The organism is Alicyclobacillus vulcanalis (assembly GCF_900156755.1).
Classification (GTDB): domain Bacteria; phylum Bacillota; class Bacilli; order Alicyclobacillales; family Alicyclobacillaceae; genus Alicyclobacillus; species Alicyclobacillus vulcanalis.
In genome coordinates this window covers 117,866-144,852 of the sequence record NZ_FTOO01000002.1, presented here as the reverse complement: position 1 = coordinate 144,852, position 26,987 = coordinate 117,866, and the positions used below count along the sequence as shown (strand labels likewise).

General features: G+C 62.0%; 28 protein-coding genes and 3 tRNA genes. 24 read left to right on the top strand and 7 right to left on the bottom strand.

Features of this window, described 5'->3' with window-relative positions; genetic code table 11:
* Positions 1-57 precede the first annotated feature (57 nt).
* Genes BW934_RS03110 through BW934_RS03100 form a run of 3 tightly spaced genes read left to right on the top strand, consistent with a single transcriptional unit; the run spans position 58 to position 2,586 of the window.
* Positions 58-534, top strand: coding sequence for a MarR family winged helix-turn-helix transcriptional regulator (locus BW934_RS03110; RefSeq protein WP_076345007.1), 477 nt, complete (start codon positions 58-60; stop codon positions 532-534).
* A complete protein-coding gene (locus BW934_RS03105) occupies positions 531-1,412 on the top strand; it encodes an NAD(P)-dependent oxidoreductase (RefSeq protein ID WP_076345005.1) in 882 nt (293 codons plus the stop codon). The genes BW934_RS03110 and BW934_RS03105 overlap by 4 nt, the downstream gene beginning before the upstream one ends.
* Positions 1,413-1,431: 19 nt before the next feature.
* On the top strand, positions 1,432-2,586 hold the full coding sequence (locus BW934_RS03100; protein ID WP_076345003.1) for a glycosyltransferase: 1,155 nt from the start codon (positions 1,432-1,434) through the stop codon (positions 2,584-2,586).
* A gap of 7 nt (positions 2,587-2,593) precedes the next feature.
* On the opposite strand, the gene BW934_RS03095 is transcribed toward BW934_RS03100, so the two are convergent.
* On the bottom strand, positions 2,594-3,628 hold the full coding sequence (locus tag BW934_RS03095; protein ID WP_076345001.1) for an LCP family protein: 1,035 nt from the start codon (positions 3,626-3,628) through the stop codon (positions 2,594-2,596).
* A gap of 76 nt (positions 3,629-3,704) precedes the next feature.
* Positions 3,705-3,890 carry a hypothetical protein gene (locus BW934_RS03090; protein ID WP_076344999.1) on the bottom strand — a complete coding sequence of 62 codons (186 nt, stop codon included), beginning with the start codon at positions 3,888-3,890 and terminating at the stop codon, positions 3,705-3,707.
* 101 nt (positions 3,891-3,991) lie between these two features.
* Between BW934_RS03090 and BW934_RS03085 the strand changes: the two genes are divergently transcribed.
* Complete coding sequence (locus tag BW934_RS03085) at positions 3,992-4,873, top strand: DUF72 domain-containing protein (protein ID WP_076344997.1); 882 nt, start codon at positions 3,992-3,994, stop codon at positions 4,871-4,873.
* Positions 4,870-5,079 carry a hypothetical protein gene (locus tag BW934_RS03080; RefSeq protein WP_076344995.1) on the top strand — a complete coding sequence of 70 codons (210 nt, stop codon included), beginning with the start codon at positions 4,870-4,872 and terminating at the stop codon, positions 5,077-5,079. Before BW934_RS03085 ends, BW934_RS03080 begins: the two co-directional genes overlap by 4 nt.
* A gap of 5 nt (positions 5,080-5,084) precedes the next feature.
* On the opposite strand, the gene BW934_RS03075 is transcribed toward BW934_RS03080, so the two are convergent.
* The gene (locus BW934_RS03075) at positions 5,085-5,450 is read right to left on the bottom strand and encodes a hypothetical protein (RefSeq protein WP_076344993.1); all 366 of its coding nucleotides are present in this window, start codon (positions 5,448-5,450) and stop codon (positions 5,085-5,087) included.
* Positions 5,451-5,602: 152 nt separating this feature from the next.
* On the opposite strand from BW934_RS03075, the gene cax reads away from it, so the two are divergent.
* From cax to hisC, 3 genes are all read left to right on the top strand, one after another.
* On the top strand, positions 5,603-6,652 hold the full coding sequence (gene cax / locus BW934_RS03070) for a calcium/proton exchanger (RefSeq protein WP_234969548.1): 1,050 nt from the start codon (positions 5,603-5,605) through the stop codon (positions 6,650-6,652).
* Positions 6,653-6,658: 6 nt separating this feature from the next.
* Positions 6,659-7,357, top strand: coding sequence for a DUF502 domain-containing protein (locus BW934_RS03065; protein ID WP_076344989.1), 699 nt, complete (start codon positions 6,659-6,661; stop codon positions 7,355-7,357).
* A gap of 64 nt (positions 7,358-7,421) precedes the next feature.
* On the top strand, positions 7,422-8,522 hold the full coding sequence (hisC, locus tag BW934_RS03060) for a histidinol-phosphate transaminase (protein WP_076344987.1): 1,101 nt from the start codon (positions 7,422-7,424) through the stop codon (positions 8,520-8,522).
* Positions 8,523-8,583: 61 nt separating this feature from the next.
* On the opposite strand, the gene BW934_RS03055 is transcribed toward hisC, so the two are convergent.
* Positions 8,584-8,916, bottom strand: coding sequence for a hypothetical protein (locus tag BW934_RS03055; protein ID WP_076344985.1), 333 nt, complete (start codon positions 8,914-8,916; stop codon positions 8,584-8,586).
* 75 nt (positions 8,917-8,991) lie between these two features.
* Here BW934_RS03055 and gltX point away from each other — a divergent pair, with 75 nt between their 5' ends.
* The 11 genes from gltX (at position 8,992) to trhO (ending at position 19,318) form a co-directional block, all read left to right on the top strand.
* Positions 8,992-10,479, top strand: a complete 1,488-nt coding sequence (gltX, locus tag BW934_RS03050; protein WP_076344983.1) for a glutamate--tRNA ligase — start codon at positions 8,992-8,994, stop codon at positions 10,477-10,479.
* Between the two features lie 201 nt (positions 10,480-10,680).
* Positions 10,681-10,754 (top strand) — tRNA-Gln (locus tag BW934_RS03045).
* Between the two features lie 3 nt (positions 10,755-10,757).
* Positions 10,758-10,833 (top strand) — tRNA-Glu (locus tag BW934_RS03040).
* 1 nt (position 10,834) lies between these two features.
* Positions 10,835-10,907, top strand: a tRNA-Lys gene (locus BW934_RS03035).
* A gap of 184 nt (positions 10,908-11,091) precedes the next feature.
* On the top strand, positions 11,092-12,582 hold the full coding sequence (locus BW934_RS03030) for an RNA polymerase sigma factor (RefSeq protein ID WP_234969514.1): 1,491 nt from the start codon (positions 11,092-11,094) through the stop codon (positions 12,580-12,582).
* Positions 12,583-12,594: 12 nt separating this feature from the next.
* A complete protein-coding gene (gene uvrC / locus BW934_RS03025; RefSeq protein WP_076344981.1) occupies positions 12,595-14,427 on the top strand; it encodes an excinuclease ABC subunit UvrC in 1,833 nt (610 codons plus the stop codon).
* 149 nt (positions 14,428-14,576) lie between these two features.
* Positions 14,577-15,203 carry a succinate dehydrogenase cytochrome b558 subunit gene (locus BW934_RS03020; protein WP_076344979.1) on the top strand — a complete coding sequence of 209 codons (627 nt, stop codon included), beginning with the start codon at positions 14,577-14,579 and terminating at the stop codon, positions 15,201-15,203.
* Between the two features lie 55 nt (positions 15,204-15,258).
* Entirely contained in the window at positions 15,259-17,019 is a 1,761-nt protein-coding gene (sdhA, locus tag BW934_RS03015) for a succinate dehydrogenase flavoprotein subunit (protein ID WP_076344977.1), read from the top strand.
* A complete protein-coding gene (gene sdhB / locus BW934_RS03010; protein ID WP_076344975.1) occupies positions 17,016-17,804 on the top strand; it encodes a succinate dehydrogenase iron-sulfur subunit in 789 nt (262 codons plus the stop codon). Before sdhA ends, sdhB begins: the two co-directional genes overlap by 4 nt.
* A 44-nt stretch (positions 17,805-17,848) precedes the next feature.
* A complete protein-coding gene (locus BW934_RS03005) occupies positions 17,849-18,289 on the top strand; it encodes a hypothetical protein (protein ID WP_076344973.1) in 441 nt (146 codons plus the stop codon).
* A gap of 75 nt (positions 18,290-18,364) precedes the next feature.
* Positions 18,365-19,318, top strand: coding sequence for an oxygen-dependent tRNA uridine(34) hydroxylase TrhO (gene trhO, locus BW934_RS03000; RefSeq protein ID WP_076344971.1), 954 nt, complete (start codon positions 18,365-18,367; stop codon positions 19,316-19,318).
* Here trhO and BW934_RS02995 read toward each other — a convergent pair.
* The 3 genes from BW934_RS02995 to BW934_RS02985 form a co-directional block, all read right to left on the bottom strand.
* A complete protein-coding gene (locus BW934_RS02995) occupies positions 19,263-20,690 on the bottom strand; it encodes an MFS transporter (RefSeq protein ID WP_076344969.1) in 1,428 nt (475 codons plus the stop codon). The two genes, trhO and BW934_RS02995, sit on opposite strands and share 56 nt — an antisense overlap.
* A gap of 187 nt (positions 20,691-20,877) precedes the next feature.
* On the bottom strand, positions 20,878-21,606 hold the full coding sequence (locus BW934_RS02990) for a GntR family transcriptional regulator (protein WP_076344967.1): 729 nt from the start codon (positions 21,604-21,606) through the stop codon (positions 20,878-20,880).
* Positions 21,599-22,465 (bottom strand): SPL family radical SAM protein, encoded by an 867-nt coding sequence (locus BW934_RS02985; protein WP_076344965.1) that lies wholly within the window; start codon positions 22,463-22,465, stop codon positions 21,599-21,601. The genes BW934_RS02990 and BW934_RS02985 overlap by 8 nt, the downstream gene beginning before the upstream one ends.
* A 215-nt stretch (positions 22,466-22,680) precedes the next feature.
* On the opposite strand from BW934_RS02985, the gene BW934_RS02980 reads away from it, so the two are divergent.
* The 5 genes from BW934_RS02980 (at position 22,681) to BW934_RS02960 (ending at position 26,976) form a co-directional block, all read left to right on the top strand.
* Entirely contained in the window at positions 22,681-23,850 is a 1,170-nt protein-coding gene (locus tag BW934_RS02980) for a MalY/PatB family protein (RefSeq protein WP_076344963.1), read from the top strand.
* Positions 23,851-24,000: 150 nt separating this feature from the next.
* A complete protein-coding gene (locus tag BW934_RS02975) occupies positions 24,001-24,228 on the top strand; it encodes a helix-turn-helix domain-containing protein (RefSeq protein ID WP_008341227.1) in 228 nt (75 codons plus the stop codon).
* Between the two features lie 391 nt (positions 24,229-24,619).
* Positions 24,620-25,216: a GPR1/FUN34/YaaH family transporter gene (locus BW934_RS02970; RefSeq protein WP_076344961.1), complete on the top strand. Its 597-nt coding sequence runs from the start codon at positions 24,620-24,622 to the stop codon at positions 25,214-25,216.
* A 145-nt stretch (positions 25,217-25,361) separates the two neighbouring features.
* On the top strand, positions 25,362-25,727 hold the full coding sequence (locus tag BW934_RS02965) for a 3-hydroxyacyl-CoA dehydrogenase family protein (RefSeq protein ID WP_234969512.1): 366 nt from the start codon (positions 25,362-25,364) through the stop codon (positions 25,725-25,727).
* Between the two features lie 34 nt (positions 25,728-25,761).
* Positions 25,762-26,976 carry a CaiB/BaiF CoA transferase family protein gene (locus BW934_RS02960; protein WP_076344959.1) on the top strand — a complete coding sequence of 405 codons (1,215 nt, stop codon included), beginning with the start codon at positions 25,762-25,764 and terminating at the stop codon, positions 26,974-26,976.
* Positions 26,977-26,987: the final 11 nt, after the last annotated feature.

Here is a 26,987-nt window from a genome sequence, read left to right as displayed (position 1 = left end):
GAGCAATCCAGTGCCGATGGGTTCGGGCAAGTTTGCTATGTGTGGAGTGAATGTGGGTTGAACGGGGATCGCCTGGATATCGCACAGCGGCTCGACACGATCATCGAACGGTTTTTTCGCGGCATGCGTTCGCACTTCACGGAGGATAAGCATGGACTGACCCACACGCAGGCGTTCGTCCTGCGGCACCTGAGCCTGGTGCCGCAGGCGAAGTCGTCTGATTTGGCGCGAATCTCCGGCTTGAGCCCTGGTGCCATCACGCAGGTCTGTGATGAACTTGTCAGGCTGGGTTTCGTGGAGCGCATGCGCTCGAGCGAGGATCGGCGTGTGGTGTACGTCATCTTGACGGATCGCGGACGCATGCACCTTCGCGAATTGACGAAGGATCGGGCTGCGAAGATTGCGCAACTGCTGGACAAGCTCGGGGAACACGACGCGCGCAAATTCTTGGAGCTCTTGGAGCGGCTGGTGTCCATTCTGGATGAGCAACCGTGTGGATCGAATTCGCGTCCCAGACAGGAGGGTCAAGCATGACGGTCGGTTGGATGGGTCTTGGCCTGATGGGTGAGCGCATGGTGAAGCGCGTCGCGACGTTGGGCGAGGACGTGATCGCCTACAACCGCACGCCCAAGCGCATGGAGAATCTGCCTGCCCACGTGCGCATCGCGGGCGATCCGCGCGAGGTCGCGGCGGCGGCGCGGGTGACGTTCCTGATGCTGGCGGATGCGAGCGCGGTGGAGTCGGTCCTGTTTGCGTCCGGTGCACTGGACGCCATGAAGCAGGGGTCCATCGTCGTCAACATGAGTACCGTCGGAGTCGATGAGTCGATTCGCATCGCTGAGCGCGTGGAAGCGCGCGGCGTCGGCTACGTCGAGTCGCCCGTCTTGGGGACGACGAAGCCGGCCGAGGAGGGCAAACTCGTGGCTCTCGTGGCGGGCGCCGAACCTCACGTCGAAACGGTGCTGCCGTATCTGAACACGATGGCACACGTCATCCACCGGCTGGGCAACGTTGGAAATGGCAGCGCGATGAAACTGATGGTCAATTATCTGTTGGCCATGTCCATGCTGACGTTGGGGGAAGCGCTCGCCTTCGCGGACCGGGCCGGCTTTGACGTGCACACAGCGTTGGACGTGCTCTCGACGAGCTCCGTTTGGCCTGGGGTGTATGCCGGCAAGCGCGCCATGATTGAAGCAGGGGATTTTGACCCGCAATTTCCGGTGAAACACTTGTCGAAGGACGTCCGTCTTTTCACCGACATCAGCGGACATTGGCGGGCGCGCACGCCGATCGCGGGCCTCGCTCGGGATTTGTTGCGCCGCGCGGCGCAAGGGCCGTTTGCCGAGCTGGATATGGCCGCGCTCACCGCATGGTTCCGGGATGACGGGCGGGGCCCTTCCGAAGGCCGGTAGCCCTCAAGGAGGCTTTGGCGTGGACGTCAGTTTGATCATCCCCACGTATAACGAGAAAGACAACATTCATCCCTTGGTCGAGCGGATCCATCGCGCGATGGGTTCGCTGGGGATTGCGTATGAGATCTGGTTCGTGGACGATAGCACGGATGATACGGTGGCCGTACTCCGAGACCTCGAAAGAGCCGATCCCGCCGTGCACGTGTTTCACCGGGAGCACGAGCGGGGTCTCGCAAGCGCCGTCGTGCGCGGCTTTGAACGAGCGAAGGGCCGCTTCCTGGTCGTGATGGACGCCGACCTTCAACACCCGCCCGAGCTGTTGCCGGCCATCTATGAACGGCTGTCGTCCGGGATCGACGTCGTCATCCCAAGCCGCTTTGTCGAGGGAGGTTCGGACGGCGGGCTTGGGCCGATGCGAAAGCTCATCTCGTGGACGGCGCGGATCATTGGGCAGCTGGCCCTCCATCGCCTGCGCAAGATTTCCGACTGCACGAGCGGTTTCTTCGGGCTGCGCCGCGACGTGATCGAAGGCGTGGAATTGAACCCCATTGGATGGAAAATTCTCATCGAGGTATTGGTGAAGGGGCATTATCGGAGCGTTCACGAGATCGCCTACGAGTTCTTGGCGCGCGACTTCGGCGAATCGAAGATGAGCCTGAAGGAGCAGTGGAACTACTTTCGGCACCTGGTTCGCCTGGTCAGTCAGAGCCCCAAAGACCGGCGCTTCTTTCTGTTCTGCCTCATTGGCCTCTCAGGTGTGGTCGTGAACGAAACGGTGCTGACGATTTTGTGGTATGGACTTCATCTTCGGGACACCGTGGCATCCGTCGTCGCGTCGTGCGTCGCCATGTTGAATAACTATATCTGGAACGATCGCGTCACGTGGAGGTCCGAGTCGTCTGGCCGTGGTTGGGGGCGGAAACTGCCCGTGTTCGTCGGGATCTCGCTGGTCGGCGTCGCCATGACGACCTTGGTCATGCGATTTTGCGAGCGGTTCGGCGTCCCGGTGCCCATTGGCCAGGCGCTCGGCATCGTGGTGTCGACGGTCTGGTCCTATTGGATGAACAGCCGCGTGACCTGGCGCAACATCGAGCGCGAATCGCGCCAAGAGGGGATTGTGGTCACTCGAGAGTCGGTGCAGGAAGCGCTGGTGCGCGCGAAAACGGGCGTGTGAATGCCCGTCAGCGCGGCGTTCCTGCGCCAGCGCCTTGTGAAGCCGCCCGCGCGTCGGGCGGAAGCCATGTCTTCGTGTCCCTGGGATCCTGGATGATTCTCGCGGGTACTTCTCCGTCGGAGAAAAACCGCTTGGCGACGTACCGCGCTTCAACGGGGTTGACCACCCAGTAGCTCAAATCGCCCGGCACAGAGGGGTCGGGATCGTGAAAGGAACCGGGAAGCGTCGTGTGCAGGGTCTGGTACGTCCGGTACTGGGGCGCGTGCGCCGCGAGACGCGTCATTTCACCGAGCGACATGTCCGTATCGATCATCTTCCATGCGTCCACCGCCAGCGCGGGCAGGCGCGGAAGTGTCTGTGGTCGGAGCAGCTGATCCTTGAGGGCCGTCAGAAACGCCTGTTGCCGTTCGGTGCGGCCGATGTCCCCCAGCGCGTCGTGGCGGTAACGGACGAATTGAAGGGCCTGCTCTCCGTTCAGGTGGTGCCTCCCCTTGCGAAGGTGAATGACCCCGTACACTTTGTCACCGGTGCGGTACTCCATGTTGCGCGGCACATCGATGTCGAGTCCCCCCACGTCGTCCACCATGTGGACAAGCGCGTCGAAGCGCACGATGGCGTAGTGGTCGATGGGCAGGCCAATCAGCCGCTCGACGAGCATGCAGGTCTCCTCCGGACCTCCGCTTGCGAGGGCTTCGTTGATCTTGTGGTACCGTCCATCAGGAAAGGCAACCTGCGTATCGCGCGGAATCGAGAGCAGTTCGATCCGGCGGTGGCTGTCATCGAGGCTCGCCACGACGAGGACGTCAGCGTTCCCGCGCGGCTCGTCCGGTCGCTTGTCGCTCCCGAGGACGAGAATGGTCTCGCGGCCCTTCAGCCGGGACGTGCCCGTATCTGTCGCCGTCCAACCGGTCGAAGGCGGAGCCGACGGACGGGGTCCACGAGCGTGGACGTGGAGCTTGTCCAGGTGCGACGCGACTTGCCAGGCGCCGACTGCCGCCGCTATGACAGTAAGCCACGCGAGACGCCGACCATCACGCTTCAAGGGGGATCCCTCCCATCTCCTCGTTATCCTTTGAGGAGATGGGCATCTTTATACCGCGTGCCACCCAACGGGTGTATCACTCATGATATAAGACCTGATTGCAGTTGACGCAAATGTAGACGTATTGCTCGCGGACAATGCGGCCCTCTACGGGCATTCCGGGCTTGATGACCACGCTCGAGTCGAGCTCGACTTGGCGTTCTTCCCTGAACCAGGTATGATCGCAGTGCGGACAACGAATGGCGTGTTGAGCGCTGGCCATGGTGGTTCATCTCCTATCCAAAATGGGTGTCGGCGTTTACCCATCCCATTATATCGATCTGCGAAGAACGGGGTCAAAGGCCCGCGCGCGGGAGGCTCGGCATGATACGCGTAGGAACGTGCGCCTTTCACGATCACGACCACTTCTATCCGCGCACATGGCCGCGTTCCTTTCGGCTCGCCTATTACGCTTCCTACTTCGATCTCGTCGAGATCGACAGCACGTTCTACGGCATCGTGGGTGCGCACGTGTGGGAGCGGTGGGTGGCGCAGGTGAGCGCCACCTTCACGTTTCACGTCAAAGCGCCGGGTGCTCTGACGATGCACGTTCGTGGGTTGTCGCGCGAGGAGCGCAGAGCGATGGGGCGCGCGTTTCTGGAAGGTCTACGGCCCGCCGTCGAACGCGGACAACTCGGGGTCATTTTGCTGCAATTCCCCCCGTGGTTTGGCGCGACGCCCAAGCATCGGATGACTGTGGAACGCGTGGTGGATTTTCTCCAGCCGCACCGGGTGGCCGTGGAATTCCGCGAGCGCAGTTGGTACGCTACCGAAGAACGCACGGATCAAACCTTGGCATGGTTGCAATCGATGGGGGCCGTGCACGTGATTTGTGACGAACCCGATGCGGGGCAAGCGTCGGTGCCCTATATTCCGCGCGCCACATCGGCGGACCTCGCCATTCTTCGTATGCATGGGCGGAACAAGGATACGTGGAATCTGAAAGGTCTCTCGTCTTCCAAGGAACGATTTGCCTATCGCTACACGGTCGACGAGCTGCGCGAACTCGAGCCGGATGTGCGAGCCTTGGACCAAGTGGTCCGTGAGGTGCACATCTTGATGAACAACAACTCCAACAACGACGCGGTCGTGAACGCGTTGGATTGGATGGACATTCTGCAGTTGGCGAGGCGAAGCAGGCCGCCCCTCGAACACGGGGAGCAACTCCCGCTTTGGAGAGATGAGACCGATGGAGGCCTGTCATGAACGAACGCTATCCAAATTGGATGTTTGCCGGTGTCGCGATTGCGGCATACGAGTTTTCGGGTTTTCTGGCCCGCCTGACGCATGCCTCCGGCATCCGATGGGTGGGGTACGGGGTGGTGGCGGCCTGTGCCGCCATACTCGCTGTCCGATATTTGAGGGCGTTTTGGTTGCGGCGCAAGCGCCGCGAGACGCGCAAGGAACGGTGAGGACCTCAGTCCCCTTCGGAGAGAAGGCTCTCCATATGGGCCGCAAAAGCAGGCGAGAGGCGCGTGTAAAAGGACACCCCGTGTTGCTCAATGACGCCGGCCTCGTTGACCAGGTGCATGAGCGCTGTGACAATCTTGTAGGGTTTCCCGAAGGGATCTGGAGAGCCGCCAAACAGCGGCCTGGCGTGGCGAATGTACTCCGCATCCGAGCATTCCATCATGCCAAGAATGTGTTCGAGTGCAATGCGGTACGTCGTGCGCCCTCGCTGCTGGATGAATTCGCGGGTCGTGAGCTGATACTTGACTTGATTGCGGATTTCGCTCCGCTTCAGCTCTCCTCGAATGCGCTTGACTCTAGGGAATCCGTACACGGCGCGACCCCCTTCCTCGCCTCATTGTAGCACACTTGTCACGTAGAACCCGCGGTACGTCGTGCGAGGGGGCGCATCATCTGGTATGGTTTTGATAGGTTTTTGAGAAATGGCGCAGTCGGTACGGCCAGGAGGAGAGACGCTCGTTGAACATGTTCATTTCCGTGGCTGCGGTGGTTCTAACCGCGTGGAGCATCGTCGTTCACGTGTGGATGCCAAACCCCGTGATGCAGTTTTTCGTTTCGGCTGCGGCAGTCATTCCGCTTGCCGCCGTCATGGGCCGGGCCACCGAGGCAATCGCCGCAAGATCTGGAGAGCGGTTGGGCGGTCTGCTTTCAGCGACTTTCGGCAACGCCGTCGAGCTCATCATCGGTGTGTTCTCCCTGAAGGACGGCCTCATTCCTCTGGTGAAGTCATCCATCACGGGTTCTATCATCAGCAACTTGCTCTTCGTCCTCGGCCTCTCGTTCTTCGTCGGTGGTTTGCGCCATCCGATTCAGAAGTTCAACGTGAGAGTGGCCCGCAGTCATGGCTCGATGCTGATGCTCGGCATCGGTGTGGCCTTTGTGGTTCCTACGGCGTTCGCGTACGGCCGGTCCAACGTCTCTCCCGTGCTGTCCTACGGTGCTGCGGCCGTGTCGCTCGCCGTCTATCTGCTCGGGCTATACTTCAGCCTGTTCACACATCGCGATCTGTTCCAGGCCATTCAGCATGAAGAGGAGGACGTGAGCACCAAGCGCCGGCCGATCCTGGCGGACGTCGCCCTGCTTGCGGCTTCGACCGTCGTTGTCAGTCTCGAGAGCGACTGGCTCGTGGGCTCGGTGCGGTCCATCGCGGATCACCTTGGCTGGAGCGAGGTGTTCATCGGCGTCGTGGTGGTGGCCATCATCGGAAACGCCGCGGAACACGCATCGGCGGTGTGGATGGCGTGGAAAAACCGCATGGACCTCTCGCTCGAAATTGCCGTGGGCAGCACGCTTCAGGTCGCCATGTTCATCGCACCCGTGCTGTTCTTCATCGGCGCCGTGATGGGCGTGCCGTTCACCTTTGCGTTCACGTGGCCTGAAGTCGTGAGCATGATGGCGGCGGTCTTGCTGGTCGTGGTTCTCGTCATGGACGGGGAATCGAATTGGCTGGAAGGAGCCATGGCGTTTGGCGCTTATGTGGTGTTGGCGGCCGGGTTTTACAGCTTACCGGGGTGACGAAGCATGAACTGGGTGAAAGAGATGCTCAGAAAGCTTGCCCAGTACCTGGGGATCGGTCTTGCGACCGTGTTGCCGTTCGCGCTGGCCATTTGGGTCGTGGTCTTCGTCGTGAATCAGGTCGATGGACTGGTCAGTTGGTACATTCCGTGGGTCTATCTTCATATCCCGGGCCTCGGCTTCGCCATCGTGCTTGCGGCGCTGTTTGTCATCGGATTGCTGTCGCGCGCGTATGTGAGCCGCATTGTCCTCCAGTGGGCGGATCGCCTCTTCACGCATATCCCTGTGGTGCGGACCGTCTACACCACCGTGAAAGAACTCATTGAAAACCTGTTTCGCCGTCGAACCGCCTTTCAGACGCCGGTGCTCGTCATGTGGCCCGATGATCGCGCCCAGGTGCTCGGATTCATCACGTCCGAGACGCTCCCCGAGGCGCTCGATCCCGACGGACGTCTGGTGGCGGTGTATCTCCCGAACGCGTTTCAATTTGCCGGCGTGACCGTGCTCGTCGCGCGAGATCGCGTGAAGCCCGTCGACCTGAGCGTGGAGTCGGCGTGGAGATTCGCGCTGTCGGCGGGGCTCGGCCAGACGCGCGGGGGCGATCCCGCGCCGGCCGAGAAGGCTCCCACCCCCGACGTGTCGGACGCCTCCGATGTGCCCCATGCCCCCGACCGCCCTCAACCTCCGCCGAGCTTTCGCGCCTAAGCGGTGACGGCAAAGGCGCCTATCCTGTACAATGAGGAGCATGACACGCGGGAGGTGCACAGGAATGTCCGACGTCACAAGCAGGGTGAGGGGCAATTTGGCGGCCATTGAGCCGTATCAACCCGGCCTCAGCGACGAGACGCTGCGCCGTACACTGGGCGATCGGCGCATCATCAAGCTCAACTCGAACGAGAATGCCCTTGGTCCGTCTCCGCTTGCGCTGGAGGCCATTCGCCGGGAGCTGCCGCGGCTGCACTTGTATCCGGACGGCGCGAGCGATCTCGTGCGCGAGGCCATCGCGCGCCATCACGGTGTTCTGCCGGATCAGGTGCTCGTCGGCAACGGCTCGGACGACATCATCAAGCTCATCTCCGAAACGTTTCTGGAGCCTGGCGACGAGATCGTCGTCCCCCATCCATCGTTTTCGCAGTATGGTTTCGGTGCGCAGGTGATGGATGCCTCCGTGCGGCCCGTTCCGCTTACATCCGACTTTACATACGACGTCGATGCCATTGCCGAGGCCGTCACGCCGCGGACGAAAATTGTGTACCTCTGCACACCGAACAATCCGACGGGAACCGTGATGAAGCAGGCCGAATTTGACGCGCTCATCGATCGCATTCCGGGGGACGTGTTCGTGGTCGTCGACATGGCCTACGACAACTACGCGCTTGATGCGTCGCGACTGACCCTCAAGCCGGAGATTCTCCATCGCGACAACGTCGGGTTCTTGTTCACGTTTTCCAAACTGTACGGCCTCGCCGGGTTGCGGGTCGGGTATCTCGTGGCCCATCCGAACGTCATTCAATACATTCACCGCGTGCGCGAGCCCTTTAACGTCAACCGCGTGGCCCAGGTCGGGGCGATCGCGGCGTTGGACGATGTCGATCACGTCCGCCGGTCGCAGGCCCTCGCTTCCGAGGCCCGCTATCAGTATGGGAAACTGGTGGAACACGGGTTGCGAGTGGTGCCAAGCGAGGCGAACTTTTGCCTGGTGGAAGTCGGGGATGGCAGAGCGGTGTTTGAAGCGCTGATGCGCAGGGCCATCCTGGTGAGGACAGGGTTTCGCGGGCTCGAGTCGTACGTGCGCATTACCTTCGGGACATCCGAAGAGAATGCGTTGTGCATCGCGCAGTTGCTTGAGGTGATGGGAAAGGCCCAGTGAGGCGCCACGTGCTTGCGCGGCCGGGGCAACGGCGGCTGTTGCCATCCGGCCGCAAGTGTGTTTAGGATCGATCTTCGTACGTGTCATCGCCGTCTTGCTCGTACGGCGCGGTGTGGCGGTCGGAGGTGATCATGTTGCTGTCGCGAAAGCGGCCGCTCACCATCTGCCCAGGTAACCAAGGTGAGGTTTTGCCCAGGCGGCGCTCGTCCGTCGTCGCTCCGTAGGGGCCTTCTGGAAATTCTTCGACGGCGAGATCGTAGGTCGCGGCCTGTGCCGCGGCGACGTCCGCCGTGGGATAGTCGGTTTCACCTTGGTCGACCGGCCCTGGATCGTAGGCGCCGGAGTTCGGGCTTGCAATCGGCCGGGAATTCGAGTGGCGGTTGGACTTTTTCATCTGCGTTCACCTCGCGCCTAGTGTGGCGCAGCTTCGCGGCGGATATCCGCGAGCAAGGGGACAGGAGGTTCGGGAATGGCTCAGGAAGTTCGTGTTCGGTTTGCGCCAAGCCCGACAGGGGCGCTCCACATTGGCGGTGCGCGCACGGCGTACTTCAATTGGCTGTTCGCGCGCAAGCAGGGAGGAAAGTTTATCCTCCGCATCGACGATACGGATCGCGCGCGATCATCGGAGGCGTCGTACGCGCAGATTTTGGACGGCCTTCGCTGGTTAGGCATCGTTTGGGATGAAGGCCCGGATGTGGGTGGGCCCTATGGGCCCTACCGGCAGTCGGAGCGGATGGACATTTACCGGCGTCACTTGGACAAGTTGGTGGCAGAGGACAAGGCCTATCCCTGCTTTTGTACGCCGGAAGACCTCGCGAAGGACCGGGAAGCGGCGCAGCGGGAGGGGAAGCCACCTCGCTACGTGGGCCGTTGCCGCGCGCTGTCGGCCGAGGAGCGCGCTCGCCGACTTGAAGCCGGAGAGCCGCACGTGTACCGCATCCGCAGCCGCGCCGAAGGCGAAACCGTCGTTCACGACCTCATCCGCGGGGACGTGTCGTTCGCGAACAGTGAAATCGACGACTTCATCATCTGGAAGGCGGACGATACGCCGACGTATCACTTTGCCTCGTGCGTGGATGACGCCGAAATGAGGATTTCGCACGTCATCCGGGCCGAGGAACACTTGTCGAACACGCCGCGCCACGTGCTCTTGTTTGAGGCGCTCGGTTTAGAGCCGCCGGCGTTCGCGCATGTGCCCATGATTTTGGCGCCGGATCGCAGCAAGCTGTCGAAACGGCATGGGGCGACCAGTGTCAGCGAGTACCGGGACATGGGAATCCTGCCCGAGGCGCTCGTGAATTACTTGCTCCTGCTTGGCTTCTCGCCTGGAGACGATCGCGAGATCGTGGACCGCGAGACCGCCATTCAGCTGTTCGAGTTGGAGAAGGTGGCCAAGCACGCGGCGATTTACGACGTCAAAAAACTCGAGTGGCTGAACGCCCACTATTTTCGTCAGCAGTCACCTGAGCAGGTTATGGACGAAGTGTGGCCGCGCCTCGTGGAACGCGGCTACGTGGCGCGCGACGAGAGCCGCAGGGAGTTGCTGATGTGGGTGCGCACGGTCATCGCGTTTGTGCAGACGCGCAGCCGGAATGCTCAGGAGCTCCTGGACGGCGTTCGTCCGTACTTTGAACCGGTGACGGTGTACGATGAGAAGGGTGTGCGGAAGCACTTTTCGCATTCTGACACGGCCCGTCGGTTGCGCATCGTCGCGGAACGACTGGCCGGCGTCGCGCCGTTTGTTGCGCCGGTTGTCGAGCGCGAATTTCGAGGGTGGATCGAGGAGCTGGGCGTCAAGCCGGGCGACCTGATTCACCCCGTGCGGCTTGCCATCACCGGGTTGACCGTGGGACCTGGGCTGTTTGATGTCATTGCGCTTCTCGGGCGAGACGAAGTCTGCCGCCGCCTGCGACAAGCGGCCGATCGAGTCGAGGCGGGTCAGGTGCCCGTCGCTTGAGGCAAGAGCCGGCGGGCGTCCGCCGGCTCTTGCCATGCGAGGGCGTGCCGCGATCGGCAGGGACGGAAAGGTCGACCGCGGCAGGCGCGGAGAAAAAAATAGCGAAAGGCTATTGACATGAAGGAGCCGGGCATGTATAGTAAATAACGCAGCCGGGCGGAACGCCCGAGAGCTCGACGAGGAGCCAGCGCAGCGTTACGATGCCGAATGGTGTAATGGTAGCACGACTGACTCTGGATCAGTTAGTCTAGGTTCGAGTCCTAGTTCGGCAGCCAGTTGGCCCTATCGTCTAATGGCTCAGGACGCCGCCCTCTCACGGCGGTAATAGGGGTTCGAATCCCCTTAGGGTCACCACGGGTCATTAGCTCAATTGGTAGAGCATCCGACTCTTAATCGGGTGGTTGAAGGTTCGAGTCCTTCATGACCCATTCAAGGCAGGCCTCCTGCGGACGCAGGAGGCTTTTCGATTTCTCTGCCTCTGTCGCGATGTTCGGCTTGGCATGCTGAAGGGAGGGCGTCTGGCCGAGGCGGGCCAGGCGTCCTTCTGTCCTTTCGCGCCCCCGTGGGCTATCATGAGACTATCCATTCTGCAGAGAACGGGGAAGCGTGGAGATGAATAGACGTAAGTCGGGTGCGGGGCGAAGGAGACTGGCCCATCTTCTGGTCGATCGATTTGGACCCGCGGTGTGGCACGCCGTGATCGAGCGGATGGGATCTACGCCGGAAGCGGAAGAAGCGTTCGTCGAGATCATGCTCGCCGTATGGAAGCGCGTGGGACCGCGCGCCGACGTGTCGCGGCTTCGGGACCAGGTCAGGAACGCGCTTGCCGCGCTCGGGATCTCGCTCGCGCAGGAGCCCGAATCGGCGGCGGTTGCCGCGGAGGCGGAATCCAGCGAAACGGAGGAGGGCGCCCTCGAGGAAACGGGCCTCCCGGACGAGGTGCTTCCGGATCTGCCGCGGGGGTTGCGCAACCTCGCCCTCCAGCGGTTGCGCGCGCAGATCGCGTACGAGGAGGCGGAGGTCCGCCGCACGGGGTCCACGATGCCGCGCGTGGCGGCCGCGGCGCTTTCCGTCGTGGGCTTTGCGCTCGTCGGATACGGCGCGTGGGGGGAACGGAGCTCGCCGCCGGGGCAACCGACCAACGCGCATCACGCCTCTGCCGCGCCCATCGTCGGCGAGGGCCTTCCCGTGGCGGTGCAGGCCGTGTTCGATATCACGGGCCAACCGTTCGATCTCGCCCACCTCGCGTTTGCCAGCGGCGAGATCGTGACTGGAAGCCTGTCCCTCGGCCCGCAAGGCGATGGGATTGAACTGAGCGCATACGCGTTCCACGGCCTCGGCTTGATGGGACATCCGCGCTGGACGGCCGACGTGACGCTCGTGCCGCCGAACGCGCAGGGCGGAAGTTCGTGGCTTCTTAGGTCTTGGTCGCTTGCCTCCACAGGCGGTTGGGCCGTGGTGACGGTCAATTGGACGGAGAGCGGGCTTCGCAGCGTGGCGTCGGAGACGGACGTGTACGCAGTGCCCATGGCCGGCGGCCACGCATCGCTTCTCACCAAGATTTCGTTGATGGACGGCGGCGAGATCGTGACGGCCGCGGGATCGGGCGCCTTCGCATGGCAGACGGCGCCGGACGCGGGCGGAGCCGCGGCGGCGTCGCCGGTTCACCTGGCGCCCATCGTGACGCAGGCAGGCGCTGCGGCGCTCGGCCCATCGGAGACGGTTCAAGTGGACGGCCTTCTCATCAACCCACACCTCACCGCGGCTGGGCTCGTGTGCCAGGGGACGACGCTTCATCCTGCGCCTTCCGGCGCGTGGGTCTGCATCGCGCCCACGGGGCAGGAGACGGTCTATGAAGGCATTGCGGGCGCCGCGGACGGTTCGGTGGTGGAGGGCGATCACGGCGTGATCTACGCGGTGACGTCGGAGTCTGCGCCCAGTGGACAGACGCTCGAGATGCGGGCGCTGCACGCCGCGGGCAGCGACGAGCCTGCGTTTCGGCTTGACGCACCCGTGTCCGCGTGGAGCGCAGATGGAAGCTACATCGCGTATGTGCAAAACTCGGGTGGGCGCATGTACCTCGTGGTGGCGCGCGCCGACTAAGGGGGTGAGGGTGTGAATCAGGTCATTCGCGACAAGCTGGACCTGTTGCCGCAGCGGCCTGGCGTCTATCTGATGAAGGGCGACGGTGGGCAGATTTTGTACGTGGGAAAGGCGAAGGTCCTGCGCAATCGCGTGCGCTCCTACTTCACCGGCTCGCACGACACGAAGACTCAGGTTTTGGTGTCGCAAATTCGCGACTTCGAGTACATCGTCACCGACACCGTGGCGGAAGCGCTGTTGCTCGAGTGCAACCTGATCAAGCAACATCAGCCGCCTTACAACATCATGCTGCGGGACGACAAGTCCTATCCGTACATCAAGTTGACGCGGGAGCGGCATCCCAGGCTTCAGATTGTGCGCCAGGTGAAGCGAGACGGCGCGAAGTACTTCGGTCCGTACCCGAACGCGACCTCCGCGCAAGCCACCAAGCGGCTTCTCGATCGACTGTACCCGTTGCGCAAGTGCAAGACGCTGAAAAAGCAGGTGTGCCTGTATTACCACATCCATCAGTGTCTGGCGCCGTGCGTGTACGACGTGGATGAGGCCACATATGAGGCCATGGCCAAAGAAATCAGCCATTTCTTGAACGGCGGCCATCAGGACGTCGTGCGCGATCTCGAGCACAAGATGCAGGCTGCCGCGGAATCGCTCGAGTTTGAGCGCGCGGCTGAACTTCGCGACCTGATTCGCCACATCGAGCAAGTCATGCAGGAGCAGAAGGTCACGTGGACCGACGGGATCGACCGCGACGTGTTCGGCTTCGCAGAGGAGCGCGGCTTGCTCAGTGTGCAGGTCTTCTTCGTGCGCAGCGGCAAGCTGATTGAACGCCAGGTCCAGATCGCGCCGCACTTCGACGATCCCGCCACGGACTTCATGTCGTTTGTCGAGCAGTTTTATCACGAGCGCGTGGACCTGCCCAAGGAAATTCTCCTGCCGGAGGGCGTCCCGAGCGAGGCGCTCGCCATGGTGGTCGCCGCGAAGGTGCTTCAGCCGAAGCGCGGCCCGAAGCGCGATTTGGTCGATCTCGCCTGCGACAACGCGCGCCAGGCGCTGGCTGAGAAGATTCAGCTCATCGACCGCAACCTGGACCGTACGCTCGGCGCCGTGATGGAACTGGGCCAGCTGTTGGCCATCCAGCCTCCCCGGCGCATCGAGGCGTTTGACAACTCGAACTTCCAGGGCGTCGACGCCGTGTCGGCCATGGTCGTGTTTCTGGACGGCAAGCCAGCCAAGTCCGAGTACCGCAAGTACAAAATTCGCTCGACGCGCGGGCCGGACGACTACGAAGCTATCCGCGAGGTCGTGCGGAGGCGCTACACGAGGCTCATCCGCGAACAGAAGCCGTTGCCCGATCTCGTCGTGATCGACGGGGGGAGAGGGCAACTCCGCGCGGCCCTGTCGGTGATCGAGGGCGAGCTCGGCCTCGACATCCCCGTGTGCGGCCTCGCCAAGGACGATCGGCATCGCACGAGTCAACTGTTCTTCATGGACGAAGAAGAACCCGTGCGAATCGAGCGGCACAGCGCCGCCTTCTACCTGTTGGAACGAATTCAAGATGAGGTGCACCGGTTCGCCGTGGAATTTCATCGATCGCGCCGGAGCAAAACGGGATTTCAGTCGTTGCTCGACGAGATCCCGGGCGTGGGGCCCGAGCGCAAGAAGGCGATCTTGCGCCGCTTCGGCAGCCTGAAGGCCATTGCCGCGGCGCAGCCTGAGGACTTTCGCGGCCTTGGCATCGGGGACAAGCTCGCGCAGGCGATTGTCGCGCGGGTGCGCGAGGAACTTACCGCCCGCGAGCAGGCGCGAGGCGATCAGGAAATTTCGTCCGAGGCACCGTTTTCTTGATTCTACGATGGCCAATCATTACAATTTAGAAGGTGCCAAACGGGTGGCGGCGTGCGCCGCGCTGGCCTGCGGTGTTTTGCACTTGCACGGCGATCCCGCCGCGCGTACATACCGTTTTCTCTTTTGGGGGATTGAAGGGAGGAACCCAAGTGGCAGTGGCCCAAGCAGCCCAGCAGAACCGGGAGTTTTTGTGGCGGCGGCTCCACACGCTTTCGGGCGTCATTCCGGTAGGACTGTTCCTGCTGGAGCACCTGTTCACGAACGCGACAGCCCTGGGCGGTCCGGCGGCTTTTAACGAAGCCGTGCAAGCGATTCAATCGCTTCCACTCCTGCACGTGATCGAGTTTGTGTTCATCTTCTTACCCATCACGTATCACGGGGTGTTCGGGCTTTACGTGGCGTTTGTGTCGGGCTATAACGCAAACCGGTATTCGTTCAGCCGCAATGTGATGTTCGTGTTGCAGCGGGTGACGGGCATCATCACGTTCGTTTTCATCATCTTCCACCTGTGGACGACGCGGTTTTCCGGCAATGCGCCGTCGTTTGACATGGTGCACGAGCTCGTCACCAACAATGCGTACTTCGCGTTCATGATTGTGGGCGTGATCGCGGCGACGTTCCACTTCTCCAATGGACTCTGGTCGTTCGCCATTCACTGGGGACTCACGGTGGGGCGCCGGGCGCAGCGCGTCACTTCGTGGGTGACGATGATCATCTTCGTCGTGTTGGCGGCGGTCGGGGTGGCATCGCTCATCGCCTTCCGGATGAACGTCTGAGGTACTCATTGACCTCTCGCAAGGTGCTGTACACGGAGCATGGGAGGGAATTGACGTGGCAAACACGAGCATCATTGTCGTGGGAGGCGGCCTGGCTGGCTTGATGACCACCATTAAGGTGGCGGAGGCCGGTGTGCCGGTAAAACTGTTCTCCTTGGTTCCTGTAAAACGTTCCCATTCCGTGTGTGCTCAGGGCGGTATCAACGGCGCCGTGAACACGAAGGGCGAGGGCGACTCGCCGTGGGAGCACTTCGATGACACGATTTACGGCGGCGACTTCTTGGCCAACCAGCCCCCGGTGCTGGGCATGTGCGAGGCCGCGCCGGCCATCATCTACCTGATGGACCGCATGGGCGTGATGTTCAATCGCACGCCGGAAGGCTTGCTGGATTTCCGCCGCTTTGGTGGAACAAAGCACCATCGCACGGCGTTCGCCGGGGCTTCGACGGGCCAGCAGTTGCTGTATGCGCTGGATGAACAGGTGCGCCGCTACGAGGTGGCTGGGCTCGTCGAAAAGTACGAGGGATGGGACTTTCTTGGCGCCGTGATCGACGACGAGCAGATTTGCCGCGGCATCGTGGCGCAGGACCTGCGTTCGATGGAAATCCACTATTTCCGCGCGGACGCCGTGGTCATGTGCACGGGTGGCAACGGCCTCATTTTCGGCAAGAGCACGAACTCGATGATCAACACGGGTTCGGCGGCGTCGGAACTGTATCAGCAGGGCGTGAAGTACGCGAATCCTGAGATGATCCAGGTCCACCCGACGGCGATTCCGGGCGACGACAAGCTGCGCCTGATGTCCGAGTCTGCGCGCGGTGAGGGTGGGCGCGTCTGGACGTACAAGGACGGAAAGCCGTGGTACTTCCTCGAAGAGTGGTATCCGGAGTACGGCAACCTCGTCCCGCGCGACATCGCCACGCGGGCGATTCACAAGGTCTGTGTGGAGATGGGCCTGGGTGTCGACGGGCAGAACATGGTCTACCTCGACCTGACGCACATCCCGGCAGACGTGCTGGACCGGAAGCTCGGCAACATCCTCGACATTTACGAGAAGTTCGTCGGCGATGATCCGCGCAAGGTGCCCATGAAGATTTTCCCTGCCGTCCACTACACGATGGGGGGCCTTTGGGTCGACTACGACCAGATGACCAACATCCCAGGCCTGTTTGCGGCGGGCGAAGCCGACTTCCAGTATCACGGCGCGAACCGGCTTGGGGCGAACTCCCTGGTGTCCTGCATCTACGGCGGGATGATCGCCGGTCCGAATGCCGTGCGCTGGGCGAGGAATGTGCGCAAATCGGCGGAGAGCTTGCCGGAGTCGGTCTTTGAGCAGTATCGCCGCAAGTACGAGCAGGAGTTTGAGGAAATCCTCAAGCTTGACGGCGATGAAAATCCGTATCAGCTTCACCGCGAGCTCGGCAAGTGGATGACGGATCACGTGACGGTGGTGCGCTACAACGACAAACTCAAGGAGACGGACGCGAAGATTCAGGAGCTCCAAGAGCGCTGGAAGCGCATCAAGATGTCGGATACCTCGCGCTGGGAGAACCAGGTGGCCCAGTTCACGCGCCACTTGAAGAACATGCTCATCATGGCGCGGGCCATCACCATCGGCGCCCTGATGAGAGACGAGAGCCGCGGCGCACACTACAAGCCGGAGTTTCCGGAGCGCGACGACGAGAGGTTCCTGAAGACCACCATCGCGGAATACACGCCGGACGGGCCGAAGATCTCGTACGAGGACGTCGACGTCTCGCTGATCAAGCCGCGTAAGCGCAATTACGCGGTGAGCAAGGAGGCGACCAAGGAATGAGCACAACAGCGGAGGCCGTGCAGCAGATGCAGGCCGATTCGGGTCGCAAGGTTCACCTCATCATTGAGCGTCAGGACAACCCGGAATCTCAGCCGTACTGGGAAGAGTTTGAGGTCCCTTATCGCCCAGGGATGAACGTCATCGCCTGCTTGATGGAGATCCAGAAGAATCCCGTCAACAAGAAGGGCGAGCCGGTGGCGCCCGTCACCTGGGAGATGAACTGCCTCGAAGAGGTTTGCGGCGCCTGCACGATGGTCATCAACAACAAGCCGCGCCAGGCTTGCTCGGCCCTCGTCGACAAGCTGCAGCAGCCCATTCGCATCCGCCCCATGCGCACGTTCCCTGTGGTTCGCGATCTCGTCGTGGACCGCAGCCGGATGTTCGACGCACTGAAGCGGATCAAGGCATGGATTCCCATCGACGGCACGTACGATCTCGGCCCTGGGCCGCGCATGTCGAGCGAGGAGCAGCAGGTCGCCTATGAGCTGTCGCGCTGTTTCACTTGCGGCGCTTGCGTGGAGGCCTGCCCGAACGTGAACGACAAGTCCTCCTTCATCGGCCCGTTCGCGATCTCTCAGGCCCGTCTTTTCAACATGCATCCGACGGGCAAGATGAACAAGGAAGAGCGCTTGCAGGCGCTGATGGGCGAGGGGGGTATTTTCGAGTGCGGCAATGCCCAGAACTGCGTCGAGGTGTGTCCGAAGGGCATCCCGCTCACGACGTCCATCGCCGCGATGAATCGCGAAGTCACGTACCGCGCCATCGGTGCGTGGCTGCGGAAGTAAGCGACGATTAAGCCCGGGGGACTCTTGGAAAGGCGGGATGAACGATGCAGGCCGTCACAGCACAGCGCAGGCAGCGCGCGCAGACGAGAAGCTTCATCGCGCTCATCGTGGCGCTCTTGGTCCTTGGCTTTGGCTGTTATTTTCTCCTGCGCCCCGTGATTCAGCAGGAGACGAGCAACACGCCGGTGAATACGGTGCGCCGCTTCATCGGATTTGTGGAGCTGCGGGAGTTCAACGAAGCGTATCACTTGCTGACGCCGACGTTCCAACAGACGCCCGGCTGGCACGCGTCGCTGTACAACTTGTACCTGTCCCTCGATCCGTCCGAGGTCAACTACGCCCTGCTCGGTCAACGGGGCGATGTGGCCGAGGTCGAGTTCGCGAGTGAGCAGGGCGGCGTGTTGTACGTCAAGCGCGTGAATGGCCGTTGGCTCATCATGAGTCCGAACGAGGTGACGCAAGCGAGCGGTGCTACGGCGCCGTGATGCGCGACGCGAGCGGGCCGAGGTCTGCAGGCATCTGCGGCCTCGGCTCGTTTTTTCGGCAAGGGAGGGCAGTCCATGTCGTACGAGGTCATGCTGTTTTACAAGTTCACCCCTATCGATCACCCCGAGGCGCTGGCCGAGGAGCAGCGGGCCATCTGTGAGTCCCTCGGCTTGCGCGGCCGCATTCTCGTAGCGGAGGAAGGGTTGAACGGCACGCTGTCTGGAGCAGCCGGCGCGTGCGCCGCGTACCGGGAACACATGCACAGGGATACGCGCTTCTCCGACATGCTTTTCAAAGTCGATCCGTCCGACGGGCATGTGTTCCCCCGGCTCTCGGTCAAGCGCAAGGCCGAGATCGTGCACTTCGGCGTGTCGGGCGCGCCTAAGCCCTGGGAAAAGACGGGCCAGCGCCTGTCCCCGAAGGCCTGGTACGAGATGCTCGGCCGTGAAGACGTGGTCGTGATCGACGGGCGGAACGACTACGAGTACGAAATCGGCCATTTTGAAGGCGCGCTGCGGCCTGAGGTGTCCACGTTCCGGGAATTTCCGGACTGGATCGAGCGGCACAAGGACGAGTGGCGCGGCAAAAAGGTGTTGACCTATTGCACAGGGGGCATTCGCTGCGAAAAGCTCTCCGGCTACTTGCTGGAGCAGGGCATTGAAGAGGTCTATCAACTGGACGGGGGCATCGTCACGTACGGCAAAGACCCGGAGGTGCGGGGCAGGAAGTTCCTCGGCAAATGCTACGTGTTTGACGATCGCGTCGCCGTGCGGGTCAACCAGACCGACGAAGATGTGATCATTGCTCGCTGCTCCATCTGTGGTCAGCCGAGCGATCGGTACATCAACTGTGGGTATCTCGATTGCCACCGCAGATTTCTGTGCTGCGAGGCGTGTGAGCAGGCGATGCACGGGTTCTGCTCGCCCGCGTGTGAAGCCGAAGCCGCGGCCCGCGGCCGGATCGACCCGCGCGTCACTTCCCTGCTTGAGACCTACCCTGTGGAAGCAGGGTTAAGCCGAGGGCGATAAGCGCGAGGGCGGCCGCGACCAGGAAGCTGCAGCGATACGCGAGCGCCACATCGTGCGCGCCGAAGGCGGCGGTGAACAACTCGACACTCACCCCGCCAGCCGTGACGCCGACGCCCATCCCGAGCGTGCGGCTCATGTTGAGGATGCCGCCCGCCACGCCGAGGTGCGGGCCGGGCGTGGCGTTCATCACGCGCGCGTTGTTGGCAGGCGTAAAGGTGCCGACGCCGCAGCCGACGAGGAAGAGCCCGGCGAGAAACGCCGGCGTGGTGCGAGTGAAGGCAAATAGCCCTGCGGCGCCGATGGCCGCGAGCACCATGCCAAGCGCCGATACCTTGACCTTCGACCATCGGTCGGCAAGGCGGCCGGCGAACGGCGTGCAAAGCGCCATGCCGACGGGAAGCGCGGTGAGCAGGAGGCCGGCCTTGGCGCTCGACAGTCCTTCGATGTGGACAAACCAGTACGGCACCACGAGGGTAATGGCGTACATCACGCTGAACGAGAGGACGGACGTCAGGTTTCCCATCCAAATGAGGGGTTCCCGCAGATACGAGATGGGAACCAGTGCGGGATCTGCTTTGCGCTCGATGAAGATGAACAGGGCGGTGGCCAGGACCGCAACGGCCAGGAGAACGGCCGTGATGGTCGGCCGGCTCTCAGGCGTGAAGCCTTCCTTGAGCACGTACATGGTCACGATGAGCAGGCAGGCGAGCACAAGAGCGCCGACGAGATCGAAACGGGGGCGAGGGCCTTCGCGGCGGTCGCGGGGCAGAAACAAGAGCGCCGACAGAGTGCCGAGAATGCCCACGGGCACGTTGATGTAAAAGATGAGCCTCCAAGACGCAATGTGGGTGAGCACACCGCCCACAAGGGGGCCGAGGCTCAGGCCGAGCCCCTGGGCCAGCGCTTGAAAGCCAATGGCCTGGCCTCGCCGCTCAGCGTCCGCCGCCGCGGTGATGATGGAGACGCTGTTGGCCTGGAGCAGGCTCGCGCCAATGCCCTGCAGGACGCGGAAGGCAAGCAGGCTGGCTAAGCTCCATGAAGCGCCACAAAGGGCCGATCCGACGATGAACACGCCGAAGCCGAGCGTGTACATCGGCCGCCGCCCGATGAGATCCGACAAGCGCCCAAATGCGACAATGCATCCGGCGAGCGCCAGCAGGTAGATGAGACTCACCCACTCGATGCGGTTCATCGTGGTGTGAAACGCCTGCTCCAGTTTTGGCAGCGCGATGCTGATGATGCTGGCGTCGAGCGCCGCCATGAAGGCGCCGAAGCAGACGGTGCCGACGATAAACCACATGCCGCTCGGGCGTTGAATCACGTCCTCAAGAGGAAGGCGATGCTCCCTTTGCGCCAAAGTCGCCCGTTCCATCCCCGCGTCCCCTTTCGCAAGTCCTCGCCGTCTTCGGTGGCCCATCTACAGGATGTCCTGGCCTTGAAATGTGCTGCATAACGTTCCTCGCGGCACAACTTGTTATGACATCATAACAAGTTGCGTCATTCCTCTCCATTGTACCGGTCGGCCGCCCGTTTTGCCACCTCCGCTTGCGTCTGCTGCGTCAGTGCGGCTGACGCAGCAGGTGAACCCGAAGTTGATATCGATCCGCCGGATAACGCACCAACGAATATTCCACCGGGGCTCCCGATTCGTCCCGCGTGATCCGTTCGATGTGCAGAATCGGCGCTGGCGGCGTGAGCCCAAACCGCGCGCAATCTTCATCCGTCGCGAGCTCAGCGGAGATGGTCTGGCTGCCCGAGTTAATCCGCACACCGTTCTGCTCAAAAAATCCGTAGATGGAATCGTACATAGTCGGATCGGGCGGCATCCGCGAGGCAACCTGGTACGGAGGTACCAAATAGGACCGCTCGTGGAAATACGCAATCTCGTCGACGTAGGCGGTGCGTTCGATATACAGCACCTGTCTTGACTGGGGAACCCGGAGCAGGCGCGCGATGTCCTCCGGGCACCTTTGCATGTCGAGGCGTTCCACGCGCACCGTCACCGAGAGCCCGAGCGCCCGCAGCTCTTCCGCAAACCCGTAGAGGGTGGTGGAGGCGGTGGGGTGGTCGACGTCCGCGACATAGGTGCCTTTCCCTTGGCGCCGGACGATGAAGCCGGCGGTGACGAGATCGCCCACGGCTTGGCGCACGGTCGTGCGGCTCACGTCGTACATGGCCGCGAGTTCGGCCTCTGACGGGATCTGCTCGCCAGGCGGCCATGCTCCACTCAGGATTTTCTCAAGAAGCTCCGACTTGAGCTGTTGATAAAGAGGTACGCTCTCACGCATGAGGCGAATCGTTCCCTTCGTCAAACGGATGCCGGGCGTTGGTCGGCAGAAACCCTTGCTGATGAAGATAGATGCGATCACGCGCCATGGCGTCGGCGAGCCGCTGCGCAAACGTGCGCGCCGCGCGCGGATGGAACCACGCATCGCGTTCCTCGGGCAAATACAGCCGGTCGACGCCGAGCGCGAGGCTCCGCGTTCCTCGGGCTCCGTCGCCGACGAACCAGTCGTCGATGGCTACGAAGTCGGCCAAGGACGCGATGAGGTGCGGGAAGTCAGGGGAGGACGGGAGCAGCGGCGCGACGGCGACCTGCACGGGGATGCCCGCCGCGCGCAGCGATTCCAGCGCGCGGATCCGCGCTCGGACGGTGGGCGCGTGCGGTGCAAAGCGGCGCCTGACGTCCTCCCGATCCGTCTCCAAGGTCACGGACACGAGGACGCGATCGCCCAGGGCCTTGAGCAGGTCGATATCCCGTACGACGAGCGGAGAGCGCGTCTGCACGAACAGGAAGTCGACGAGGCTCGGTTCGGCGGCCATGGTCATCAGAACGGAGCGTGTCACCCCGGCGCGCCATTCGGCCGGTTGATAGGGATCGGTGCTGGAGGACATGAAGATGCGCGTGGCGCCGCGCCGCCTGGCTCCTCGTAGCTCGTTTTGCCATGTTTCTGGGTCCACCGGCTTGATGTCGGCGTAAGAGCCCCAGCGCTCGCGGCGAAAGCGAGCGATGGGCAGCGCCTGCACATAGCAATAGAGGCACCCATAGGCGCAGCCGACAAACGGATTGAGCGTGTAGTCGTAGCCGGCTAAGTACCCGCCGGTCCGCGTGAGCAGGCGTCTCTTGCGCTTTGTCGATCTCGCCATGGTCCGTCCTCTCGCTCCCATCACTGGCGTGTCATGCGCGTGTCTACCTCAAAGGTATCATAGTGGAGCTTTGCATGGTACACACATCGGAAAATAGGACATAGCGCTCTTCCATGGCGCGAGCGAGGCGCGCGGCTCGCTGTGGTTGTGTTACAGTGATGTACGGCGGTCTTGTCCAGCGCCCCGTGAGAGGCACGGTCAAGGAGGTTGAACGCATGTACGATTTTGACAAGTATGTAGAGCGAAGGCATACCGACTGCATGAAATGGGATGGCTTGCAGCGCCGTTTTGGCCGGGACGACCTCATCCCACTTTGGGTGGCGGACATGGACTTTTTGTCGCCCAAGGCCGTGATCGACGCCCTCGTCCAGCGGGCCCAGCATGGCGTGTTTGGGTATGCGCTGAAGTCGGACAGGTACACGGAGAGCATTGTGAAGTGGATGAAGACGCGGCACCAGATGGAGATTTCCCCCGATTGGATTGTACCGGCACCCGGCGTTGTCCCCGCGTTGTCCGTCATCGTGCAGGCCTTCACCGAACCGGGCGACGGCATCCTGATACAACCGCCCGTCTATCACCCGTTTCGCCGCGTGATCGAGGCCTGGGGGCGGCGCGTGATCGAGAATCCGCTCGTGGAGTCCGATGGCCGGTATGAGATGGATTTTGACGACTTGGAAGCCAAGGCGAAGGAAGCGAAGGTCATGTTCCTGTGTTCGCCGCACAATCCCGTGGGGCGCGTCTGGACGAGGCAGGAACTCGAGCGGGTGGCGGACATCTGCCTTCGGCACGGCGTGCTCGTCGTGAGCGACGAAATCCATGCGGACATTGTGTTTTCCCCACACCGCCACACGCCGTTTGCTTCCCTTGGACCGGAGTGTTCGCGCCACAGCATCACGTGCCATGCGCCGAGCAAGACCTTCAACCTTGCTGGATTGAACACGGCCTATGTTTGGACCGAAAATGCTTCCCTACGCGAAGCGTACGAACGGGCGTCTCACCGAGCCTCGATGGCGGAACTGAACGTATTTGGCATCGAGGCGATGATCGCCGCGTACGAACACGGCGCAGAGTGGCTTGATCAACTTTTGGCATACCTTCAGACGAGCCTCGACGCCATGGAGGCTGAACTCGAAGGGCTTCCGGGTGTGCGCATGGTTCGGCCGGAGGGCACGTACATGGTCTGGCTGGACTTTCGGGCACTCGGGATGACGGACGAATCGTTGGATCAGTTTTTGCGCGAGGAGGCGCGCCTGGGGCTGAACGAAGGCCATATCTTTGGCCGGCAAGGATCAGGCTTTCAGCGCATGAACATCGCCTGCCCGCGCCCCATGCTTTTGCAGGCCCTTCAGCAGCTGCGTGATGCGCTCCATCGCCGCACGCCTTGAGCCTTCCAACCGGTTCCAGGGTGGAGTTCTGATGCGCGGCTTGGGTTCCGCCCATCTCCAGTCTTCACCGGAACGGTCGAGTGGCAGGTGACATACGATACCCTGACTGTATCCCGCTCTTGTATGACCGGGCAAGGAGGGATCGTGGGGATGGCACCTGTCAAAGACGGGCGCGGCAAGTCACTTTTGACCAACCGTGAACGAGAAGTGTTCGAACTGCTCGTTCAGGATAAGACGACGAAGGAGATTGCTTCACAGCTCTTCGTCAGCGAGAAGACCGTCCGGAACCATATATCCAATGTCATGAAAAAGCTGAATGTCAAGGGTCGATCGCAAGCTGTCGTCGAGTTGGTGCGTCTAGGCGAGATCACGATTTGACAGGCAACACCCCTACGGTCAGTAGGGGTGTTGAGCCTCTTCCGCAGGCCACGCAGGCCCTGGCGCCTTGGCGCCTGGTTCATGCTTATGCGGATGCGTGCGAAAGAAGACCTTCCGAGACTGCGCGCCACACGGCTCCGCACCCAGACCGCGATGAACGTCGTCGCCGGCAATCTGAGTATAGAAATCGGAACTTTCACGATTGACAGCGCTTTCATTCCGGGTTACGATGGAGCTCGATAGGAAGTTTCACGGCAGGGGGGAGCGCAAGCCTAGAATGAAACGGAGTTTCTAATATGAAAAAAGAGTGTCGGTGGACCATGGGGTAACAGGGGAGCCTTTGGACGGTCTGAAAGCGCATTCAAAAATGGATTGCGAAAGGAGAACCGAGATGCACGACAAGCGGTTTGGAGATCCTCTTGTCATGGGGTTGGCGGCGTTTGTGATTGCCCAGACCACGCTGAACTTGCCCAACGCGCATTTGGTGCCGCCACAGGTCACATTGTTCTTCTTGCCCGCCATTCTCGTGTGCGGCGGTTTGGTGTACTTTTTTGCGTGCGTGTTCTCGTTTGTCCGGGGAGATTCGTTCGGGCTGAGTGTCAACGGCTTTTACGGCGCGTTCTTCACGTCCCTGTTTTTGTTCATGTATCTAGAGCTGAAGGGCGTCCTTCAGTTTGGGGCCCAGGCCAACGTGGCCCTAGGTGTGTTTCTCCTCATCTGGACGCTCGTCACCATTCCGTTTGTCATTGCCGCGTTCCGGGTGCAAATGCTGTTCGGCCTTCTTTTCCTGTTCGTGTTCTTCGCCTTCTTGGGCGGCACCCTCGCCAACCTCGCTGGCGTCAACAGTGCATTTGGAGGCTACTCGGGCCTGATCTCGGCTGCCATCGGACTGATCATCATGGCAGAGGGCCTGTTGAAAAGCGTGCAAGCACACGCCCCTCAAGCTGCTGTGAGCGTCGGAGACCTGGGGATGCGGTCCGAAGCGTAATTGTTGTCGCACAAACGGCGCCGGCCTTCGGGCCGGCTTTTTTCATCCTTTTGTCTTGCTGCGCGCTACATTGTGATCTACCATGAGAGCAGGCATCATTTCTCCTGTGAATCAGGGTTTATATTATGAAACAGAGGTGACGGGCTTGTACTTCTGGACACAGGTAGAGCCGCCAGGTTTCGGGCTGGACGCGCAAGCGGTCCGTCAGCTGGCATACGCCTTGCTTCAGGGTAGACACGTGTACGTCCGCTGTGGGGTGCCAGCCTTTGAGGACGCCTTGTTCGCCGCCATTCGCGATGCCCTGCTGGCCGCCTATGAAACCAGCGAAATCACGGAGGAGGCCTACGAGGCAGCCCTCGCCCGACTCTACGCTGCCGACGATCTCGGCGCGGTCCCCGAAGGCGCCTGGGTGGTGGAGGTTCGCGCCGCGGAAGGGGGCGCATCGTGCGTCATGGGCCTGCTCTCGCAGGCGAATCCGGATACACGCGCCGAGCGAGCGGCCATGCGCTGAATCGGCAAGCTTGTGACCTAAAGAAGGTGACCTCATGCAACCGCTTGCAGGGATTCGGGTCCTCGACTTGAGCCGTGTGCTCGCCGGGCCGTTTTGCACGCAAATTCTCGGCGATCTCGGCGCCGACGTGATGAAAGTCGAGAGTCCCCAGGGGGATGAGACGCGGCGGTACGAGCCATGCAAAGACGGGGTCAGCAGCTACTTCGTGGCGTTTAACCGCAACAAGCGGAGCATCGCCATTGATCTGAAGTCGGAAGCAGGGCGCGAAGTCGTGCGCCGGTTGGCGCTGGAAGCCGACGTCCTCGTTGAAAACTTCCGCACCGGAACCATGGAGCGGTGGGGGCTCGGCCACGAGGCGCTGAGAGCGGCCAATCCTCGATTGATTTACGCGTCGCTCTCCGGGTATGGCCGGACGGGCCCGTGGAAGGATCGCCCAGGCTACGATCTCGCCATTCAGGCGGCCAGTGGATTGATGTCGGTGACCGGTGAACCAGACCGCGGGCCGGTGCGCGCCGGATGGTCCATCGCGGACCTGACCGCGGGCCTGTGGATGGCCCTCGCCATCTGCACGGCGCTTTTCGACCGCCAGCGCACAGGGCGTGGGACGTACCTGGAGACGAGCCTGTTCGAAGGCCAGGTGGCGCTCATGACGTATTATGCGACCGCCTATTTCCTCACGGGTCACGTCGGCGAGCGGCTCGGTTCGGCGCACTTCAGTCTAGCGCCTTATCAGGCGTTGGCCGCGGCGGACGGATGGCTCGTCGTCGCGGTCGGAAACGATGGGCTGTTCAGGCGCCTATGCAATGCCATTGGGCGCCCCGAGCTGGCAGATGATCCGCGCTTCCAGACAAACGGGGCACGGGTCCGCCACCGACAGCAGCTCGCAGCCGAGCTCGAGGCGCGCCTGGCGGAGGGCGGTGTGCGCCAGTGGGAGGCCGCGCTGACCGAGGCAGGTGTGCCCTGTTCAGCCGTCAACCGAATCGACGAGGTGCTTCACCTAGAGCAGTTGGCTCATCGAGGAATGCTCTGGGAGACGGATTATCCCGGTGCCGGCTCGTTTTTTGTGCCGCGATCGCCGTTTTTCGCGGAGGGTTGGGACCTTCAGTTGGGGCGCCGTCCCCCCATGCTCGGAGAACATACCCGGGCCATTCTGTCAGAGTTGGGCTATGGCCCAGACGAAATTCAGGCCCTCGAGGCGACCGGTGCCGTGTCGAGCGGCGCGCACGGAGGGTCGGGCCCTTCAGTGTAATGCCTGGAAGG